Origin of the sequence: Oerskovia sp. NPDC057915 (genome assembly GCF_042887685.1) — a bacterium.
In the GTDB taxonomy this organism is placed as follows: domain Bacteria; phylum Actinomycetota; class Actinomycetes; order Actinomycetales; family Cellulomonadaceae; genus Oerskovia.
On sequence record NZ_JBHVOS010000036.1, the window covers coordinates 1 to 17612 of the forward strand.

Annotated in this window: 17 protein-coding genes; 11 read left to right on the forward strand and 6 right to left on the reverse strand. The window is 72.3% G+C overall.

Features of this window, described 5'->3' with window-relative positions; translation table 11 throughout:
• Positions 1 to 72: 72 nt before the first annotated feature.
• Positions 73 to 741 carry a phosphate signaling complex protein PhoU gene (gene phoU / locus ACFVQ3_RS18200; RefSeq protein WP_387642092.1) on the reverse strand — a complete coding sequence of 223 codons (669 nt, stop codon included), beginning with the start codon at positions 739 to 741 and terminating at the stop codon, positions 73 to 75.
• A gap of 169 nt (positions 742 to 910) precedes the next feature.
• Between phoU and ACFVQ3_RS18205 the strand changes: the two genes are divergently transcribed.
• Positions 911 to 2326, forward strand: coding sequence for an ATP-binding protein (locus tag ACFVQ3_RS18205; protein ID WP_387642096.1), 1416 nt, complete (start codon positions 911 to 913; stop codon positions 2324 to 2326).
• Entirely contained in the window at positions 2323 to 3024 is a 702-nt protein-coding gene (locus ACFVQ3_RS18210) for a response regulator transcription factor (protein WP_191796617.1), read from the forward strand. Before ACFVQ3_RS18205 ends, ACFVQ3_RS18210 begins: the two co-directional genes overlap by 4 nt.
• A 109-nt stretch (positions 3025 to 3133) precedes the next feature.
• On the opposite strand, the gene ACFVQ3_RS18215 is transcribed toward ACFVQ3_RS18210, so the two are convergent.
• Positions 3134 to 5029, reverse strand: coding sequence for a BCCT family transporter (locus ACFVQ3_RS18215; RefSeq protein ID WP_387642098.1), 1896 nt, complete (start codon positions 5027 to 5029; stop codon positions 3134 to 3136).
• 325 nt (positions 5030 to 5354) lie between these two features.
• On the opposite strand from ACFVQ3_RS18215, the gene pstS reads away from it, so the two are divergent.
• The 4 genes from pstS to pstB all read left to right on the forward strand — a co-directional run bounded on the left by pstS (position 5355) and on the right by pstB (position 9542).
• Positions 5355 to 6491, forward strand: coding sequence for a phosphate ABC transporter substrate-binding protein PstS (gene pstS / locus ACFVQ3_RS18220; RefSeq protein WP_387642101.1), 1137 nt, complete (start codon positions 5355 to 5357; stop codon positions 6489 to 6491).
• Between the two features lie 134 nt (positions 6492 to 6625).
• Complete coding sequence (gene pstC / locus ACFVQ3_RS18225) at positions 6626 to 7609, forward strand: phosphate ABC transporter permease subunit PstC (RefSeq protein ID WP_387642103.1); 984 nt, start codon at positions 6626 to 6628, stop codon at positions 7607 to 7609.
• The gene (gene pstA / locus ACFVQ3_RS18230; protein ID WP_387642106.1) at positions 7609 to 8697 is read left to right on the forward strand and encodes a phosphate ABC transporter permease PstA; all 1089 of its coding nucleotides are present in this window, start codon (positions 7609 to 7611) and stop codon (positions 8695 to 8697) included. The genes pstC and pstA overlap by 1 nt, the downstream gene beginning before the upstream one ends.
• A 65-nt stretch (positions 8698 to 8762) precedes the next feature.
• Positions 8763 to 9542 carry a phosphate ABC transporter ATP-binding protein PstB gene (pstB, locus tag ACFVQ3_RS18235; RefSeq protein ID WP_191789557.1) on the forward strand — a complete coding sequence of 260 codons (780 nt, stop codon included), beginning with the start codon at positions 8763 to 8765 and terminating at the stop codon, positions 9540 to 9542.
• Between the two features lie 88 nt (positions 9543 to 9630).
• Here the strand turns inward: pstB and ACFVQ3_RS18240 are convergent, their stop codons facing one another.
• Both ACFVQ3_RS18240 and ACFVQ3_RS18245 read right to left on the reverse strand, forming a co-directional pair.
• Positions 9631 to 10170 (reverse strand): septum formation family protein, encoded by a 540-nt coding sequence (locus ACFVQ3_RS18240; RefSeq protein ID WP_387642110.1) that lies wholly within the window; start codon positions 10168 to 10170, stop codon positions 9631 to 9633.
• 168 nt (positions 10171 to 10338) lie between these two features.
• Positions 10339 to 10824 carry a hypothetical protein gene (locus ACFVQ3_RS18245; protein ID WP_387642112.1) on the reverse strand — a complete coding sequence of 162 codons (486 nt, stop codon included), beginning with the start codon at positions 10822 to 10824 and terminating at the stop codon, positions 10339 to 10341.
• Between the two features lie 385 nt (positions 10825 to 11209).
• Between ACFVQ3_RS18245 and ACFVQ3_RS18250 the strand changes: the two genes are divergently transcribed.
• The 3 genes from ACFVQ3_RS18250 to ispF all read left to right on the forward strand — a co-directional run bounded on the left by ACFVQ3_RS18250 (position 11210) and on the right by ispF (position 13097).
• Positions 11210 to 11692, forward strand: a complete 483-nt coding sequence (locus ACFVQ3_RS18250; RefSeq protein WP_205307814.1) for a CarD family transcriptional regulator — start codon at positions 11210 to 11212, stop codon at positions 11690 to 11692.
• A gap of 173 nt (positions 11693 to 11865) precedes the next feature.
• The gene (gene ispD / locus ACFVQ3_RS18255) at positions 11866 to 12615 is read left to right on the forward strand and encodes a 2-C-methyl-D-erythritol 4-phosphate cytidylyltransferase (RefSeq protein ID WP_387642115.1); all 750 of its coding nucleotides are present in this window, start codon (positions 11866 to 11868) and stop codon (positions 12613 to 12615) included.
• Positions 12612 to 13097, forward strand: a complete 486-nt coding sequence (ispF, locus tag ACFVQ3_RS18260) for a 2-C-methyl-D-erythritol 2,4-cyclodiphosphate synthase (protein ID WP_387642118.1) — start codon at positions 12612 to 12614, stop codon at positions 13095 to 13097. Before ispD ends, ispF begins: the two co-directional genes overlap by 4 nt.
• A gap of 156 nt (positions 13098 to 13253) precedes the next feature.
• Here ispF and ACFVQ3_RS18265 read toward each other — a convergent pair whose 3' ends face one another.
• Positions 13254 to 13823: a hypothetical protein gene (locus ACFVQ3_RS18265; protein ID WP_387642121.1), complete on the reverse strand. Its 570-nt coding sequence runs from the start codon at positions 13821 to 13823 to the stop codon at positions 13254 to 13256.
• A gap of 208 nt (positions 13824 to 14031) precedes the next feature.
• Here ACFVQ3_RS18265 and ACFVQ3_RS18270 point away from each other — a divergent pair, with 208 nt between their 5' ends.
• Positions 14032 to 14682, forward strand: coding sequence for a TetR/AcrR family transcriptional regulator (locus tag ACFVQ3_RS18270; protein WP_387642124.1), 651 nt, complete (start codon positions 14032 to 14034; stop codon positions 14680 to 14682).
• Positions 14683 to 14776: 94 nt separating this feature from the next.
• Here ACFVQ3_RS18270 and ACFVQ3_RS18275 read toward each other — a convergent pair whose 3' ends face one another.
• The gene (locus tag ACFVQ3_RS18275; protein ID WP_387642127.1) at positions 14777 to 16180 is read right to left on the reverse strand and encodes a D-arabinono-1,4-lactone oxidase; all 1404 of its coding nucleotides are present in this window, start codon (positions 16178 to 16180) and stop codon (positions 14777 to 14779) included.
• Between the two features lie 36 nt (positions 16181 to 16216).
• Here ACFVQ3_RS18275 and ACFVQ3_RS18280 point away from each other — a divergent pair, with 36 nt between their 5' ends.
• Complete coding sequence (locus ACFVQ3_RS18280; protein ID WP_387642130.1) at positions 16217 to 17545, forward strand: alanine racemase; 1329 nt, start codon at positions 16217 to 16219, stop codon at positions 17543 to 17545.
• Positions 17546 to 17612: the final 67 nt, after the last annotated feature.

Genomic DNA, 17612 nt, shown 5'->3' on the forward strand with positions numbered 1-17612 from the left:
CGCCCGACGGCGCCGCTCCCCTCACGGGGGGAGCGGCGCCGTCGGGCGTTCGCGTGCGGTGACAGGGACTCGCTACGCGCGCATGGTCTGGCCGCGACCGTCCACGAAGTCACCCGTCACGAGGAACGTCACGCGCTGGGCGATCGAGACCCCGTGGTCGCCGAACCGCTCGTAGTAGCGACCCACGAGGGTCACGTCGATCGTCTCCTGGGCGGTGCCGGTCCAGTCCGGGCCGAGCAGCGCCGCGAAGGTGTCCTGGTGGAGGTGGTCCAGCAGGTCGTCGTCGCGCTCGACGTTGGCCGCGACCGTCAGGTCCCGCGTCGTGAGCAGCGTCGTGGTGCGGCGCGCGACCCGGGTCGCGGCGTCGTGCATCTGGGAGAACGTCCCCTCCAGCAGGGGGTGGATCGCGTGCGCCGGGTAGCGACCCCGCGCGACCTGGGCGACGTGCCGGGCGAGGTCGCCCATGCGTTCCAGGGTCGCGCTCATGCGCAGGGCGCTCACGACGACGCGCAGGTCCGTCGCGACAGGCTGCTGCTGCGCGAGCAGCAGCACGCACCGCTCGTCGAGCTCACGCTCCAGGGCGTCGATCGCGTGGTCCGACGCGATGACGGACTGTGCGAGCTGGAGGTCTGCGGTGAGCAGCGCCGTCCCGGCTCGACTGATGGCCGACTCGACCAGCCGACTCATCTCGGCGAGGTCGTCACCGACCTGCTTGAGCTCGGCCTCGAAGATTTCCCGCATCGCTTCCCTTTCCTGGTGACCAGCAGAGTCCACCATGACAGGCGCGATGAACGGGGAGATGAACGGTCAGGTGAACGCTGGGACGACGCCACGTGAACTCTTGGACACGCGTCCCTCCGCCGGCCCGGAGTGGTCGGGCGGCCTCGTGGGACGACCGTACGCTGGTGGTGTGGAAGGAATCCAGGAGGGTGTCGGGCTGCTCGTCGCAGGAGTCATCGGGCTCCTCGTCGGCGTCTTCGCGACGCTCGCGTTCCGGTTCAGCGAGCGCACCCTGCGGCGCATGCCCGACGAGGAGGCGCCCGAGCTCGACGAGGGGCTGGTCCGTGTCCTCGCGGTGCTGCGCTCGGCGGCCGTCGTGCTCGACGCCGAGGGGGAGGTCGTGCGGGCGAGCCCGCCGGCGTACGCGCTGGGCGTGGTCCGCGGCGACGCGATCGTGCACACCCCGATCCTCGACATGATCGAGGAGGTCCAGCGCGACGGCGTGATCCGCGACGAGGAGCTCGAGCTCCCGCGCGGACCTGTCGGGCGCGGCATGGTCATGCTCCAGGTGCGGGTCGCGCAGGTCGGTCCCCACCACATCCTGGTGCTCGCCGAGGACCGGACCGAGGCGCGTCGCGTCGACGCGATCCGTCGCGACTTCGTCGTCAACGTGTCGCACGAGCTCAAGACGCCCGTGGGCGCGCTCGCGCTGCTCGCCGAGACCGTGCAGGACGCCGCGGACGACCCGGTCGCCGTCCGCAGGTTCACGGGCCGCATGCAGCAGGAGGCGACCCGGCTGTCCGCGCTGGTCCAGGAGATCATCGAGCTCTCGCGCCTCCAGGTGGCGGGAGCCCTCCAGGCCGTCACGACGGTGCCCGTGGGCGGGGTCGTCGAGGAGTCGGTCGACCGCGCCCGCACCAACGCCCAGGGCAAGGGCATCGTCCTGACCGTCGGTGGGGACCTCGACGCCGTGGTCTACGGCGACCACGCGCTGCTCGTGACGGCGGTGCGCAACCTGCTCGACAACGCGGTCGCCTACTCGGGCGAGAACACCCGTGTCGGGGTCGGTGTGAGCGTGGTCGGCGACCTCGTCGAGATCGCGGTCGTCGACCAGGGCATCGGCATCTCCGAGGGCGAGCAGCAGCGCGTGTTCGAGCGCTTCTACCGGGTGGACCCGGCGCGCTCGCGCGACACGGGTGGGACGGGGCTGGGGCTCAGCATCGTCAAGCACATCGCGGCCGACCACGGCGGCGAGGTGACCATGTGGTCCGAGCCGGGTCGTGGGTCGACGTTCACGCTGCGCATCCCGGCGGCGAACCCGACCGCCGAGGGGTTCGAGAGCAGCCCCGACCGCGACGGGGACGACGCCGCCGAGACCTCCGACCTCACGGAAGCGGCCGCCCCGGCGGCCCCCGGTGACACGGCCGACCCGGGCCGCACGACCACCTCGGGCGGCACCGCCGACCCGGGCGACCCGATCGCCCCCGGCGGTCCGGTCGACCACGACGACCCCACGAACCCCGGCCTCGCACCCACCCGGGCGCAGGGCCCCCAGGCAGGTCCCCATCAGGGCACGTCCCCCAGAACCAAGGAGGTGGGTGCGTGACGCGCATCCTGGTCGTCGAGGACGAGGAGTCGTACCGCGACCCTCTGACCTACCAGCTGGCCCGCGAGGGCTTCGACGTCGTCGAGGCGGCGACGGGGCCCGAGGCCCTGGCCGCGTACGACGCCGGGGGAGCGGACCTCGTGCTGCTCGACCTCATGCTCCCGGGCCTGAGCGGCACCGAGGTGTGCCGCGAGCTGCGCCAGCGCGGCAACGTGCCCGTCATCATGCTCACGGCCAAGGACTCGGAGATCGACAAGGTCGTGGGCCTCGAGCTCGGGGCCGACGACTACGTGACCAAGCCCTACTCGTTCCGCGAGCTCCTCGCGCGCGTCCGTGCGGTGCTGCGGCGCCAGGGCAGCGTCGAGTCGCCGGCGGAGCCCGAGGTCGACGGGGCGCTCGAGGTCGGTCCGGTGCGGATGGACGTCGACAGGCACGTCGTCACGGTGCACGGCGAGCTCGTGTCGTTCCCCCTCAAGGAGTTCGAGCTGCTCGAGCTGCTGCTGCGCAACGCCGGCCGCGTGCTGACGCGCGGCCAGCTCATCGACCGGGTCTGGGGCGCGGACTACGTGGGCGACACCAAGACCCTCGACGTGCACGTCAAGCGCATCCGCTCGAAGATCGAGCCGGACCCCGCGACCCCGCGCTACCTGCTCACGGTCCGTGGCCTGGGCTACAAGGTGGCCGACGGCGCCTCGTAGGACGGATGCACCGGCGCGCCCCGGGTTCCTGGGAGAGTCGCCCGCGCCGCCCGGGGCGGCTCCCGGGCCGGGCGGGCGGCTCTCCTGCCAGGCGGCGGGCGGGCGGCCGTCAGGCGGCGGGCGGGCCGCCGGGCGGTGCGTCCTTGTCCGCGCGCCGCCGGGGCCGTCCGATGAGTGCACCTCGCCGCTCGGCGGGTGACCTCGGAGGCTTCGGGGGCTTGGGCGGCTTGCGCCCGTCGCTGCCGTAGAGCTCGTCCCACTGCTCGGAGATGGACTCGGTGACGCGGCGCGTGACGTGCTGGGTGAGGGCGAGCCGGGCCTGCGCCCGTTCGGCGCGCAGGATCGCGCTGTGCTCCTCGCGCAGGGCGATCACGGTGGACAGAGCCATCCCGATCATGACGACCGAGAACGGCAGGGCGATGAGGATCGCGGCCGTCTGGAGCGCGGTGAGACCGCCCGAGATCAGCAGGGCGATCGAGAGGAGGCCGGACAGCACGGCCCACAGGATCCGGTTCCAGACGGCGGGGTGCGGGTCGCCGCCCGAGGTCAGCATCCCGACGACGAACGAGCCCGAGTCGGCGGACGTCACGAAGAAGACCCCGATGAGCACGATCGCGAGCACCGTGAGGACCGGGCCGCCCGGCAGGTCGCCCAGGAGCTGGAAGAGCACGGTGTCGGTGTCGACGCTGCCGTCGGCGCCTATGAGCCCGCCGTCGCCGAAGATCTGCCGGTACAGCGCCGAACCGCCGAAGACCGAGAACCACAGGAACGTCACGAGCGTCGGGACCAGCAGCGTGCCCATGACGAACTCGCGGATGGTGCGGCCACGGGAGATGCGCGCGATGAAGACGCCCACGAACGGCGCCCACGAGATCCACCAGCCCCAGTAGAAGATCGTCCACGACGACTGCCACTCGAGGCCGGCGTCGCCCTGGAAGGCCGTGGTGTCGAACGTGAGGCGGATCACGTTCTGCAGGTAGTACCCCATGGACTGCACGTAGTCGCGCAGCAGGAACAGCGTGGGGCCGACGACGAGCACCGTGAGCGCCAGGACGCCCGCGAGGACCATGTTGCCGTTGGAGAGCCACTTCATGCCGCGCCCCAGCCCGGAGGCGACCGAGAGCGTCGCGACGGCCGTGATCCCGACGATGAGCCCGATCTGGAGCGCGAGGCCCGGATCTGCGACGTTCAGGAAGCCGAGCCCGGCACCGATCTGCAGGACGCCGAAGCCGAGCGAGGTCGCGACGCCGAACACGGTGCCGAGCACCGCGACGACGTCGACCACGTCCCCGAGGCGTCCCTTGACCCGGTCGCCGAGCAGGGGCTCGAGGGCCCACCGGATCGAGACGGGCCGCCCCTTGCGGTGGATCGCGTAGGCGAGCGCGAGGCCCGCGACGACGTAGATCGCCCAGGCGTGCACGCCCCAGTGGAGGTAGCTCTGCCCCATCGCGGCCTGCGCGAGCGCCGCGGGGTCGCCCGTGACGCCGGGCTTGGGCGACGCGAAGTGCGTCAGCGGCTCGGCCGCTCCCCAGTACACGAGCCCGATCCCCATGCCTGTCGCGAACAGCATCGCGAACCACACGGGCAGCCGGAACAGCGGGGTCTCGTCGTCCTTGCCGAGCACGATGTCGCCGAACCGGCTCAGCCCCATCCACAGCGCGAAGATGACGAACCCGGCCACGATCAGCACGTAGTACCAGCCGAACGCCCCGATGACGTCCGCCTGGAGCGTGCTCAGGACCGCGGTGGTCCCGTCGGTGAAGACCATCGCGAGGAGCACGAACAGCAGGATGAGCCCCGCGGCGGGGTAGAAGACGCGGGGGTACATGCGGCCGGGGGGAGCGGGCAGCGCCGCCGTGCCCGACGTCGTCGCGTCCTCCGGTGCAGGCGCGGTGCCGTCGGCGGGTGCGCCCTGGTCGGTGGGCGTGGCCTGGTCGGCGGCCAGGCCGGGCTCCTCCGGCTCGCTCTCGGCCGGCTGCGGATGGCTCGTGCCGTCGTCTGTCACAGGGGTCCTCCTGACGTCCGTCGTGGTGCGGCCGTCGATCGACCTCGGGTCACCCGACCGTGGTGGTGACCCGGTGACCTGTTCCCACCAGACTTCCCGACCCGCACAGGCGGGGCAACCGGTGGGCCGCGTGCCCGGGCGTGCTCTGGGTCACGAGCCTGCCGGCGGGCACGCCGCCCTCGCTCTGTCCACAGGCCGCAAGAGTCTGTGCACTGTTCATCCGTCGTTCACCCTGAGCACCGGAACGCGTCACCCGGGCTCCTTAGCGTCGTTGTTGTCACCGGCGCTCGCTGGTGCCCCCGCGTTGACAGGATGGAAGAAGAGAGTGAAGCTCAGCCGATTCACCCGCGCAGGTTCCGCAGCAGCCGTCGGTGTGCTCGCGTTGACGTTGGCAGCGTGCGGCTCGAACAGCACCGACTCCGGTGGTGGCGACTCCACCGACGGCGCATCGAACGGCTCGACCGAGGACCTGACCGGCACGCTCGCCGGTGCCGGCGCCTCGTCCCAGGAGAAGGCCGTGGCCGGCTGGATCGCCGGCTTCGGCGACATCGCCCCCAGTGTGACCGTCAGCTACGACGCGGTGGGCTCGGGCGGTGGCCGCGAGCAGTTCCTCTCCGGTGCGACGCAGTTCGCCGGCTCCGACGCCGCGCTCAAGGACGACGAGCTCGCGACCGCGACGGACCGCTGCTTCGGCGGCGAGGCCATCGAGGTCCCGCTCTACATCAGCCCCATCGCCGTGATCTACAACCTGCCCGGCGTCGACGCCGAGCACCTCAACCTCTCGGCCGAGACCCTCGCGAAGATCTTCAACCGCGAGATCACGACCTGGAACGACCCGGCCATCGCCGCGGAGAACGAGGGCGTCACGCTCCCCAGCACCGCGATCATCCCCGTCAACCGCTCGGACGAGTCGGGCACGACGGAGAACTTCACCGAGTACCTCGCGGACGCCTCGAACGGCGCCTGGCCGCACGAGGCCAGCGGTGACTGGCCGCTGTCCGGCGGACAGTCCGGCCAGGGCACGCAGGGCGTCGTCGACACCGTCACGGGTGCCGAGGGTGCCATCGGCTACGCCGACGCCTCGCGCGCCGGTGACCTGGGCACGGTCGCGATCAAGGTCGGCGAGGAGTACGTGCCGTTCTCGCCCGAGGCCGCGGCCAAGGTCGTCGACGCCTCGCCGCGTGCGGCCGACGCGACCGACAAGCGTCTGGTCGTCGAGATCGACCGCACCACGACCGAGGCCGGCGCCTACCCGCTCGTCCTCATCTCGTACTCGATCGCCTGCTCCACCTACGACAAGGCCGAGGACGCCGCCAACGTCAAGGCGTACCTGACCTACGTCGCCAGCGAGGAGGGCCAGGCGCGTGCCGCCGAGCCGTCCGTCGCCGGCTCCGCCCCGATCTCGGACGCCCTGCGCACCGAGGTCCAGGCAGCGCTCGACTCGATCAGCGTCAAGAGCTGACCGAACAGCTGAACACGGTCACTCACCCAGGGGCGGGTCACGTCGAGGCACTGCGCCCGACGCGGCCCGCCACGGGTGCGTGACCGCCGCACCGCCTGTCCCACCACCGCCGCACCTCAGTCATCGGAGCATCAGTGGCCGTCACCTCTCCTCCCTCCACCCGAGCCGGGCTCGGGTCCGAACCCACGGTCCCCGTGACCAAGGGCGGCCTGGCGGGCCGTCTCTTCGCGGGCCTGTCGACGGGCGCCGGGATCCTCATCCTGCTCGTCCTCGCAGCGGTGGCCGTGTTCCTCGTCATCGAGGCGTGGCCGGCCCTGACGGCGAGCCCCGAGGAGCTCCAGAAGATCTCCTGGTTCAAGGCGGACTCGCTGCTCGCCTACATCGGACCCCTGGTGTTCGGCACGCTCCTGGCCTCGATCCTGGCGCTCCTGATCGCCGTGCCGGTCTCGGTGGGCATCGCGCTGTTCATCTCGCACTACGCGCCCCGGCGCCTGGCGCAGGGCCTCGGCTACCTGATCGACCTCCTCGCGGCCATCCCGAGCGTCGTGTACGGCCTGTGGGGCGCCCTGTGGCTGCTCCCCATCCTCAACCCGTTCTTCACGTGGCTGAGCGGCACGCTCGGGTTCATCCCCCTGTTCGAGGGCTACCAGGCCCCCGCGAAGAACATCATGTCGGCCTCGATCGTCCTGGCCGTCATGATCCTGCCGATCATCACGGCGGTCTCGCGCGAGGTGTTCCTCCAGACCCCGGTCCTGCACGAGGAGGCCTCGCTCGCGCTGGGCGCGACGCGCTGGGAGATGGTCCGCATGGCGGTCCTGCCCTTCGGCCGCTCGGGGGTCATCAGTGCGTCGATGCTGGGCCTCGGGCGCGCGCTCGGCGAGACGATGGCCGTGCTCATGGTCATCTCTCCCGGGTTCCTCTACTCGCTGTTCCTGCTCAAGCCGGGTCAGCAGCAGACGATCGCCGCGAACATCGCCTCGAAGTTCCCTGAGGCCAGCGGCCTCGCGGTGAGCACGCTCATCGCGACGGGCCTCGCGCTGTTCGTCATCACGTTCGTCGTCAACATGATCGCGCGCTGGATCATCGCGCGCCGCAAGGACTTCTCGGGAGCGAACTGATGACGGCCACCGACCTCACCCCCACCACGCCCGCCGCGCCCGACGGCTCGGGCTCCCTCCAGCTCGTCCCGGCGCAGAAGCGCCTGCCCCGCTGGGCCCCCTGGGCCTTCGCCGTGGGCGGCGTCGTCGTCGCGTTCGGGATCCTGGCGGTCGCCGGGAAGCCGACCGTCGCGGGGGTCCTGGGCCTCGGCGCGGTGCTCTACGCCGTCGGGCTGACGGTGACCTCGCGCTTCGTCGAGGGCGCCCGCTGGGCCACCGACCGCCTCGCGACCACGCTCGTGACGTTCGCGTTCCTGCTCGCGCTGATCCCGCTCGTCTCGCTCCTGTGGATCGTGGTGACGCGCGGCGCCGAGCTGTTCGGGGCGACGTTCCTGTCGACCGACATGGTCGGCGTGTACGGCGACATGACGAGCGGCGGGATCTGGCACGCGATCGTCGGCACGCTCCTCATCACGGGCGCCGCGACGCTCATCTCGGTGCCGATCGGCCTGCTCACCGCGATCTACCTCGTCGAGTACGGGCGCGGTGCCCTCGCCCGCTGGATCACGTTCCTCGTCGACGTCATGACGGGCATCCCGTCGATCGTCGCGGGCCTGTTCGCGTTCTCGCTGTTCACGCTGATCTTCGGCCCCGCGTACCGCGCCGGGATCATGGGCGCCGTCGCGCTGTCGCTGCTCATGACGCCGGTCGTGATCCGCTCGGTCGAGGAGATGCTGCGGCTGGTCCCCAACGAGCTGCGCGAGGCGTCGCTCGCGCTGGGCGTGCCCAAGTGGCTGACGATCGTCAAGGTCGTCCTGCGCACGTCGATCGCCGGCATCGTCACGGGCGTCATGCTCTCGATCGCCCGCGTGATCGGGGAGACCGCGCCCCTGCTGCTCACGGTCGGCCTCATCACCCAGGTGAACTGGGATCTGTTCGACGGACGCATGGCGACTCTGCCGGTCTTCGCCTACCGCCAGTACGAGCAGGGCGGCGTCGGGATCGACCGGGCCTGGGCCGCGGCCCTGACCCTGATCCTCATCGTCATGCTGCTCAACCTGATCGCCCGGCTCGTCAGCCGCCTGTTCTCGCCCAAGACCGCTCGCTGAGCCGAGCCCACCAGCCTGTCCGGGCACCGCACCCCGCGCGACCGGACACCGGAAGGAAGCACATCATGTCGAAGCGAATCGACGTCTCCGACCTCAACGTCTACTACGGCGACTTCCTCGCCGTCGAGGGCGTGACCATGGCGATCGAGCCGCGCTCGGTCACGGCGCTGATCGGCCCGTCGGGCTGCGGCAAGTCGACGTTCCTGCGCACGCTCAACCGCATGCACGAGGTCATCCCGGGCGCGCACGTCCAGGGCAAGGCCGTCATGGACGGTCAGGACCTCTACGCGCCCGACGTCGACCCGGTCGCCGTCCGCCGTCAGGTGGGCATGGTCTTCCAGCGTCCCAACCCGTTCCCGACCATGTCGATCAAGGAGAACGTCCTCGCGGGCGTGCGCCTCAACAACAAGCGCATCTCCAAGTCCGACGCCGAGGAGCTCGTCGAGACGTCGTTGCAGGGCGCGAACCTGTGGAACGAGGTCAAGGACCGCCTCGACCGTCCCGGGTCGGGCCTGTCCGGCGGGCAGCAGCAGCGTCTGTGCATCGCGCGCGCGATCGCGGTGCGCCCGCAGGTGCTCCTCATGGACGAGCCCTGCTCGGCGCTCGACCCGATCTCGACGCTCGCGATCGAGGACCTCATGGCCGAGCTCAAGGACGAGTACACGATCGTGATCGTGACCCACAACATGCAGCAGGCGGCCCGCGTGAGCGACCGCACGGCGTTCTTCAACATCGCGGGCACGGGCAAGCCGGGCCGGCTGATCGAGATGGGTGACACCGCGACGATGTTCTCGTCGCCGTCCGAGCAGGCGACGGAGGACTACATCTCGGGCCGCTTCGGGTGACCTGACCAGGCACCCGCACGACGCACGACGCACGACGGCGAGGCACCCTTCTCAGGGCGCCTCGCCGTCGTGCGTCGCAGGGGGAGCGCTAGACGGCTGCGCCCTTGAGCGTGCCCGTCACGGTGTCCTCGACAGGACCCACGAAGCACTGGACCGTGCGGTCGTCCGCCATGTCCCAGCTCTGCTGCGACGGGAACATGGCCCAGAACTCGAGCGTCGACTCCTCGTAGCTGAGTCCGACGAACTCCTCGAACACGGAGTAGCAGTGCTCCATGCCGGTGTCGGAGACCGCCTGGTCGCCGGGGAAGTCGCCGGCCGGGAGCTCGTGCTCGGCGTAGACCTCGCCCGTGTGGGGGTCGGCGCAGGGGACGACGGGGAGGGACTCGTACTCGACGGTCTCCTCGGCCTCTGCCGGGGCGGCCTCGTTGACGCAGTCGCCGACCTGGATCGAGAAGACGTCGGCGTCGGACGCCGCGGTGACCTCGCCGCCCGGCTCGTCGCGCTGGGCCTCGGACGGGCCGAAGACGGAGTCGACGATCGCGCCGCAGCCGGAGAGCAGGAGAGCAGAGGTCAGGATGCCTGCGGCGACCGCGACGGTGCGGACGGAGCGAGGGCGTGTTGTTGCCATGGAAGGTCGCTTCTACGAGGGGGAGGCCACGTCGGCCGATCCCGATGACCGGGATGCTACTGGCGGCAGCCCACAGTCGTCATCGTGATATGGCACACGGGTCTTGGAAACGCGACGGCGGGGTCCCCTCCCAGGAGGGGACCCCGCCGTCGAGACGTCAGCCGCAGATCAGGGCAGGTAGTCCTTGTACTCCTCGAGCGCACCGTTGACGACCGGGACCTGCGCGGTCTCGGTCTCGCCCGTGCTCGCGGTGAGGGTCACGGAGATCGTGGCGCCGGGGGCGGCGTCGACGTTCCCGAACTGGGCCTCGAACCCGTCGTCGACGCTGAAGTAGACGGTCTCCCCGGCCTCGAGCGGGACGTCGATCGGGTCGGTGCCCTCCGGGGCGATGGTGATCTCGACGGGCTGGTCCGAGTCGTTGGCGGCGCCGCCCAGCAGCGTCCCCGGCTCACCCTCGGCGGCGGAGACGATGAGCAGGTTGAGCGCGCGGACCTCGTCGGTGAGGTTGACGCGGATGCCGTCCGACGGAGAGTAGGCGATGTCCGTCGTGATGGGTGAGCAGGCCGACACGGCGACGGCGCTCGCCACGATCACGGGGATCGCGAGCATGAGCGACCGGCGCGGTGTGGTCGGGCGGGACGGGGTGCGGGTCACGTGCGCTCCAATGTGCTGCGGTCAGTCTCGGTGTGCCCAGGGGGGTGGTCGACGAGGTTCTCCGCCGCCCGCGCCCCCCTGGGCGCAGATGACCACAGCCTAGTCGCTCCTGGGGGTGTCCGGCCCGGCGTCCGGCCCGGCGTCCCGTGGAGGTGCGTCCGCGGGGGCGTCGAGGTGCGTCCGCGGGGGCGTCGGGTCTCCTGGCGAGGGTCGCAGCCCGTCCGGAGGGGGGCGGAGGTGGTCGGTATTCGTGCCGACTTGCCGTCCTGGGCGCGGCGTGACCAGGAAAAACGCTGGGACGGTGCGCCTGCCGGCCCGGGGAGGGGCTCGGAACGGAGGTACCCCCCGTGGTAAGATCGACCTCCGCGAAAGGGGACATCTGCAGATGACGTTCACAGTAGGCGAGACCGTTGTCTACCCACATCACGGTGCCGCAAAGATCGAAGAGATCAAGACCCGCACCATCCGCGGGGAGGAGAAGATCTACCTGAAGCTCAAGGTGGCTCAGGGCGATCTGACGATCGAGGTCCCGGCGGACAACGTCGACCTGGTGGGCGTCCGCGACGTCGTCGGCCAGGAGGGCCTCGACAAGGTCTTCGAAGTTCTTCGCGCACCATACACCGAAGAGCCGACCAACTGGTCGCGCCGCTACAAGGCCAACCTCGAGAAGCTGGCCTCCGGCGACGTGATCAAGGTGGCAGAGGTCGTCCGCGACCTGTCGCGTCGTGACGCAGACCGTGGCCTCTCTGCCGGGGAGAAGCGCATGCTCGCGAAGGCTCGACAGATCCTGGTCTCGGAGCTGGCACTGGCCGAGCACACCGAGGAGGACAAGGCCGAGGCCATCCTCGACGAGGTCCTGGCTTCCTGAGCAGAACACTCACCCACGCACCACCGACGACGCACGGACCGCCCGCGGTCCGTGCGTCGTCGTCGTTCACGAGGCGCCCGCGCGAGGGAGCGCGGGAGACCGCTTCCACGACCGATCGTCTCGTCAGCGGGCCGAGCACGGTCCGCAGGCCGAGATCGTCTACCGTGAGCGGTGTGACGACCCTCGCCATCCTGACCGCCGCCGGCTCCGGTACCCGCCTCGGTTTCGACCTTCCCAAGGCTCTCGTCCCCCTGCGCGGCCTTCCGCTCGTCCTGCACGCGGCCCGCCGGCTGACCGCCTCGGGAGTGGTCGACGCGCTCGTCGTCACGGCCCCGAACGGGCTCGTCTCGGTCATGTCGGACGTCCTCGAGCACGACCCGCACGTGAGCGTGCCCGTGGTCGTCGTGGCCGGCGGGACCACGCGCCAGTCGTCGGTCGCGGCCGGGCTGACGCGGGCACGCGCCGACGTCGACACGGTCGTCGTGCACGACGCCGCACGCCCGCTGGCCCCGGCCGCGATGATCCGACGCGTCGTCGAGACCGTCAAGGCGGGACACCAGGCCGTCATCCCCGGTCTTCCGGTGATGGACACCGTCAAGATCCTGGCCCCGCGCGGCCCGGCCGAGGACGGTCGTCCCGTGCTGCCCGCAGGAGTCGACCGCGTCGCCGCCACCCCGGCCCGGACGCTGCTGCGCGCCGTCCAGACACCCCAGGCGTTCGACCGGGCGCTCCTGGTGCGCGCGCACTCGGCGGGCGCCGCGCGCGCCCGGACGGAGGCCACGGCCGCGACCGACGACGCCTCGCTCGTCGAGGCGCTGGGGGAGGACGTGTTCGTGGTCGAGGGCGACGAGCTCGCGATGAAGGTCACGACCGCGCGGGACTTCTACTACATCGAGAAGCTGCTGACGGAGGACGGACGATGAGCCTGCCGCGTACCGGCATCGGGACGGACGTCCACGCCTACGCCCCTGTGGGCGAGGAACGCGAGCTCTGGCTCGCAGGACTCCACTGGCCCGGGGAACGGGGCCTGGCGGGCCACTCCGACGCCGACGTGGCGGCTCACGCCGCGGCCGACGCCCTCTTCTCGGCGGCGGGGATCGGCGACCTCGGCTCGAACTTCGGCACGAGCGCCCCGGAGTGGTCGGGGGCGAGCGGCGCGTCGCTGCTCGCCGAGGCCGCCCGTCGGGTGCGCGCGGCGGGGTTCGAGATCGGGAACGTCGCGGTCCAGGTCGTCGGCAACAGACCCCGGCTCGGACCGCGCCGGGCCGAGGGCGAGGCGGCGCTGAGCGCCGCTGCCGGGGCGCCCGTGACCCTCACGGCGACCACGACCGACGGCCTGGGACTGACGGGCCGCGGCGAAGGCGTCGCGGCGCTCGCGACCGCGCTGGTCGTCCTCGCCGACTGACCGGCGGAGCGACCGGCCGACCGGCCGACCGCCCGCGCGCCCGGCCGCCCGACTGATCGGCGGACCGGCCGGCGGACCGGCGGTCCGGCCGGCAGGTCAGTCGGTCGGTTCGCGCCGGTGGCGGCCCCGTGCCTCCGCCCCGCGGGCTCGACGCCTTCAGCCTGCGGGCGTGACGACCAGGCTGTCGGTGACTGCGCGGGCCTGGGCCGCGCCCTCGGTGTCGTCGGTCGCGAAGGTCTCGGTGACGTAGACGAACGCCGAGCCGGCGGGCGTCGCGACCTCGACGACCGTCTCGACCTGGGTCACGGGGATGCCGTCGACCGTTCGTGTCGCCCCGAGCCGGTAGGCGGGCAGCCCTGCGACGGTGACGGGCCCGGGCTGGGTCGGGTCCATCGCCACGTCGGAGGACGTCTGGAGCGCCTCGGCGGCCTCGGCCGTCCTGTCCTCGAGCGTCGCGGTCCCCGGGTCGCTCGTCGTGACGACGACGTTGGCCGTGAAGCCGGGGTCCCCGGACGGGGTCGTCGACCGGACCACCAGGGGAGCGGCCTGGCCGGCGCGGTCCCAGTCGTCGGGGGTGGTCACGGTCGCCGCCACCGCGCTGTCCGGGACCTCGAAGGTCTGGGCGGTGGGCGCTGCGGGGGGCGTGCTCGCCGTGCACGCGGTGAGCAGTGCGCTGACGGCGGCCACGGCCACGGCGACGGTGAGCGGGCGGCTCGGGTGGTGCACGGGGTTCCTCTCGGCGGCGGGCGGGCGCCCCTGCGGGGCCCTGTCCCAGCCTGCCACGTCGCGTCGTCGTCGAGGTCGGGGCGTGCCCACCGGCCCCCACATGCGAAAATACGACATTGAAGGCATGGTGGACAGCGACGACGACGGCGCGTTCCTGCACCGTCGTGCAGCCGGAACGTGGTCATGAGGGAGGTCGACGATGAGCCGCATGTCGATCGAGGAACGCCGGGCGCAGATCGTCGACGCAGCGATGTCGATCGCGGTCCGGGACGGTGTCGAGGCAGTGACGGTCCGAGGGGTCGCGGCGGAGGCCGGGATCTCCTTGGGGACGGTGCACTACTGCTTCGAGGACAAGGACGCGATGCTCCGTGCCATGGGGCACAACGTCGCGGTCGTCGCCTCGGACCCGGTGCGCATGGCGATGGACCCCACGAAGGACCTCCGCACGATCGCGCACGCGGCGGCCGACGGCCTGTGGGAGGGACTGACCCCGCGCCGGCACATGCGGCTGCTGACGTTCGAGTTCGCGACCGCGGGGTCGCGCAACCGCGCGCTGCGTCCCGTCGCGAAGGCGCACCTCGAGCAGACGTGGGCCATGACGCAGGGCATCCTCGACCAGCTCGCGCAGATCGCAGGCATCACCTACTCGATGGACACGCCCTTCCTGGCGCGCATCGTCGCGGGCTACATCGACGGGATCGAGATCGCGTGGCTCGTCCAGCAGGACGACGAGGCCGCGATCCGCAGCTTCCACGCGCTCGCGGACTACGTCCTGTCGCTCGTCGTGCACCCTGACGGCGCGGCTCCGGGCGCGGGACCTGACGACAGGCCCGACGTCGTCGCTCCCCCCGCTCCGTAGGCGCACCGCCCCGCATCGCTGAAGGCGCACCGCACTCCACCGCGCCCTCAGCGGGGCGTCCGCGCGCGGGCGCCCTCGCGGGGGAGCGGTCGCCTCAGCGCGGCCCGAAGACCTGGTCCGTGTAGGGGTTGGCGAAGACGCCCTCGGGGTCGGCCTGGGCGCGGACCCGTCGGAAGTCGTCGAAGCGCGGGTAGCGCTCGGCGAGGTCGGAGGCGCCGAGCGTGTGGAGCTTCCCCCAGTGCGGTCGCCCGCCGACGCCCGCGACGATCTTCTCGACGCCCTCGAAGTAGCGCTCGTGCGGGAGCTTCAGGTACTGGTGGACCGCGATGTAGGCGCTGTCGCGTCCGTGCGCGGTCGAGAGCCAGACGTCGTCGGCGGCCGCGAAGCGGACCTCGACCGGGAAGGGGACGTTCTCGCCCGATGCCCGGACCCACGCGTCGATCTCCTCGAGCGCGGTCACGAGCTCGGCGCGGGGGACCGCGTACTCCATCTCGCGGAAGCGCACGCGGCGCGGGGACACGAACACCTCGTGCGAGGGCGCGACGTACGTGCGCGGGGCGAGCGCGCGGGCCGACAGCGCGTTGATCCGCGGGGTCGCGCGAGGCACCGCGGTCGCGACGCGGTTGACGACCTCGAACAGCCCGTTGGACAGCAGCTCCTCGTCGACCCACGAACGGGCGCGCGTCACCACGCCGGGCCGCTCACCGCGGGCCGTGCGCAGGACTGCCGCGGCCTCGTCGTCGGGCGCGAGGCGGTCGTTGCGCTTGGTGAGCGCGCGGCGGGTGTGGGGGAACCAGTAGAACTCGAAGTGGTCGTGCGCGTTCTCGAGGCCCTCCGCGTCCGTCCCGCCGCCGCGTCCGCCCGACGCCGTGCTCAGCTCCTCGAGGACCCGGTCGAGGGGCCAGGGCTCCTCCTGGGCGCGCAGGTGGAACGCGGGGACCACGTCGAGCGTGACCGCGGCCAGCACGCCCGTGCTGCCGAGGCCCAGGCGGCTCGCCTCGAACAGGTCGGGGTTCTCGTCGGGCGTGGCCTCGGTCACCGAGCCGTCGGCGCCGACCACGCGCACGCCGCGAACCTGCGTCGCGAGCCCGCCGAGCGAGGCGCCCGTGCCGTGGGTGCCGGTCGAGATCGCGCCCGCTATCGACTGGCGGTCGATGTCCCCGAGGTTGCGCATCGCGAGGCCCGCGGACGCGAGCACCGCGTTGAGGAGGTGCAGGCGGATGCCGGCGCCCACGGTCACGCGCGCGCCGGTTGCGGTACGGGTCACGTCCTCGACGGCCCCGAGCGCGTCGAGGCTCACGAGCACGCCGTCGGTCACGGCCGCGCCCGTGAAGGAGTGCCCTGCACCGACGGCCCGTACGCGCCGGCCGTCGGCGGCGGCCCGTCGCACGACCAGGGAGAGCTCGTCGGTGTCGCGCGGGGCGGCACGGTGCAGGGGAACGGCGGTCTGGTTTCGCGCCCAGTTCGTCCATGAACCGGGAGCCTGCTGGCTCGTCACACCACGCACTGTCTCACGAGGGGTAGGTTTCTTTCCATGACGACGACGCCCGTGCAGCGCAGCGCGCAGGACCCGTCCGCCCCGTCCTGGTCCCGAGGGCGGTTGAGCCCCGGCCGGCAGGGGGCCCACGACGCCTCGGCCGTCGCCGAGGCCCGCACCCTCGGGGACCGGCTGTCGGCCGCGACCGAGCGCGTCCCGGGCCCCGTCGCGGTCGTCGACCTCGACGTGTTCGACGCCAACGCACGCGAGCTCCTGGCCCGCGCGGGCGGCGTGCCCGTGCGCCTCGCGTCCAAGTCGGTGCGCGTGCGCTCGCTCGTACGGCGCGCGGGCGAGCTGGGCTTCGCGGGGATCATGGCGTACTCGCTCGCGGAGGCCCTCTGGCTCGTCGAGACCGGCGCGCGCGACGTCCTGGTCGCGTACCCGACGGTCGACCGCCGGGCGCTCGCCGAGCTCGCCGCGGACCCGGCGGCGCGCCGCGAGATCACGCTCATGGTCGACGACGTCGCGCAGGTCGCGCTCGTGGCCGCCGCGCTCGCAGGCCACCACCCGGGCGAGGACGGCGGCGGGGCCCCGGACGGACCGCCCGTCCTGCTGTGCCTCGACGTCGACGCGTCGCTGCGCCTGGGCCTCGGCCCGTTCACGGTCCACCTCGGGACCCGCCGCTCGCCCGTCCACACGGCCGCCGAGGCACGGGCCCTCGCACGGGCCATCGCCGACACCCCCGGCCTGCGCGTGCGCGGCCTCATGTTCTACGAGGCGCAGGTCGCCGGCCTGCCCGACACGAGCCCCGCGGTGCGGCTCGTCAAGAGGGCCTCGGTCGCGGACCTGGCCACGCGCCGGGGCGAGGTGCTCACGGCGGTGAGCGACGTCGTCGGGCACGACCTGGAGCTCGTGAACTCCGGCGGGACCGGGTCGCTCGAGACCTCGGCCTCGGACCCGGTCGTGACCGAGGTGACGTCGGGCTCAGGGCTGTACGTGCCCGGGCTGTTCGACGGCTACCGGTCGTTCGACCCGCACCCGTCCGCGTTCTTCGGCCTCGACGTCGTCCGTGTCCCCGCGCCCGGCTACGCGACCGCCTTCGCCGGCGGCTACGTCGCCTCGGGACCCGCCGGGGCGATGCGCGTGCCGCGCGTCGTCGAGCCGGGCTGGCGGCTCACGTCCTCCGAGGGCGTGGGCGAGGTCCAGACACCGCTGCGCGCGGCACGCGGGGCAGAGCGACGGCTCGCCGTGGGCGACCGCGTCTGGTTCCGGCACGCCAAGGCCGGCGAGCTCATGGAGCGCTTCGACCGCGTGCACCTCGTGCGCGGCGACCAGGTCGTCGAGGAGGTCCCCACCTACCGGGGCGAGGGGAAGAACTTCGGCTAGCGGCGCCGTCGGGCACGGCGCGTGCCGCGCGGGACGTCCAGGTGCTGAGAATTCCGGCTCTCCGGGA

Bases quoted from the DNA above. Each gene is read 5' to 3' on its own strand.
- phoU (WP_387642092.1), bottom strand. From the start codon at position 741: ATGCGGGAAATCTTCGAGGCCGAGCTCAAGCAGGTCGGTGACGACCTC.
- pstA (WP_387642106.1), top strand. From the start codon at position 7,609: ATGACGGCCACCGACCTCACCCCCACCACGCCCGCCGCGCCCGACGGC.
- pstB (WP_191789557.1), top strand. From the start codon at position 8,763: ATGTCGAAGCGAATCGACGTCTCCGACCTCAACGTCTACTACGGCGAC.
- ACFVQ3_RS18240 (WP_387642110.1), bottom strand. From the start codon at position 10,170: ATGGCAACAACACGCCCTCGCTCCGTCCGCACCGTCGCGGTCGCCGCA.
- ACFVQ3_RS18250 (WP_205307814.1), top strand. From the start codon at position 11,210: ATGACGTTCACAGTAGGCGAGACCGTTGTCTACCCACATCACGGTGCC.
- ispF (WP_387642118.1), top strand. From the start codon at position 12,612: ATGAGCCTGCCGCGTACCGGCATCGGGACGGACGTCCACGCCTACGCC.
- ACFVQ3_RS18270 (WP_387642124.1), top strand. From the start codon at position 14,032: ATGTCGATCGAGGAACGCCGGGCGCAGATCGTCGACGCAGCGATGTCG.
- ACFVQ3_RS18280 (WP_387642130.1), top strand. From the start codon at position 16,217: ATGACGACGACGCCCGTGCAGCGCAGCGCGCAGGACCCGTCCGCCCCG.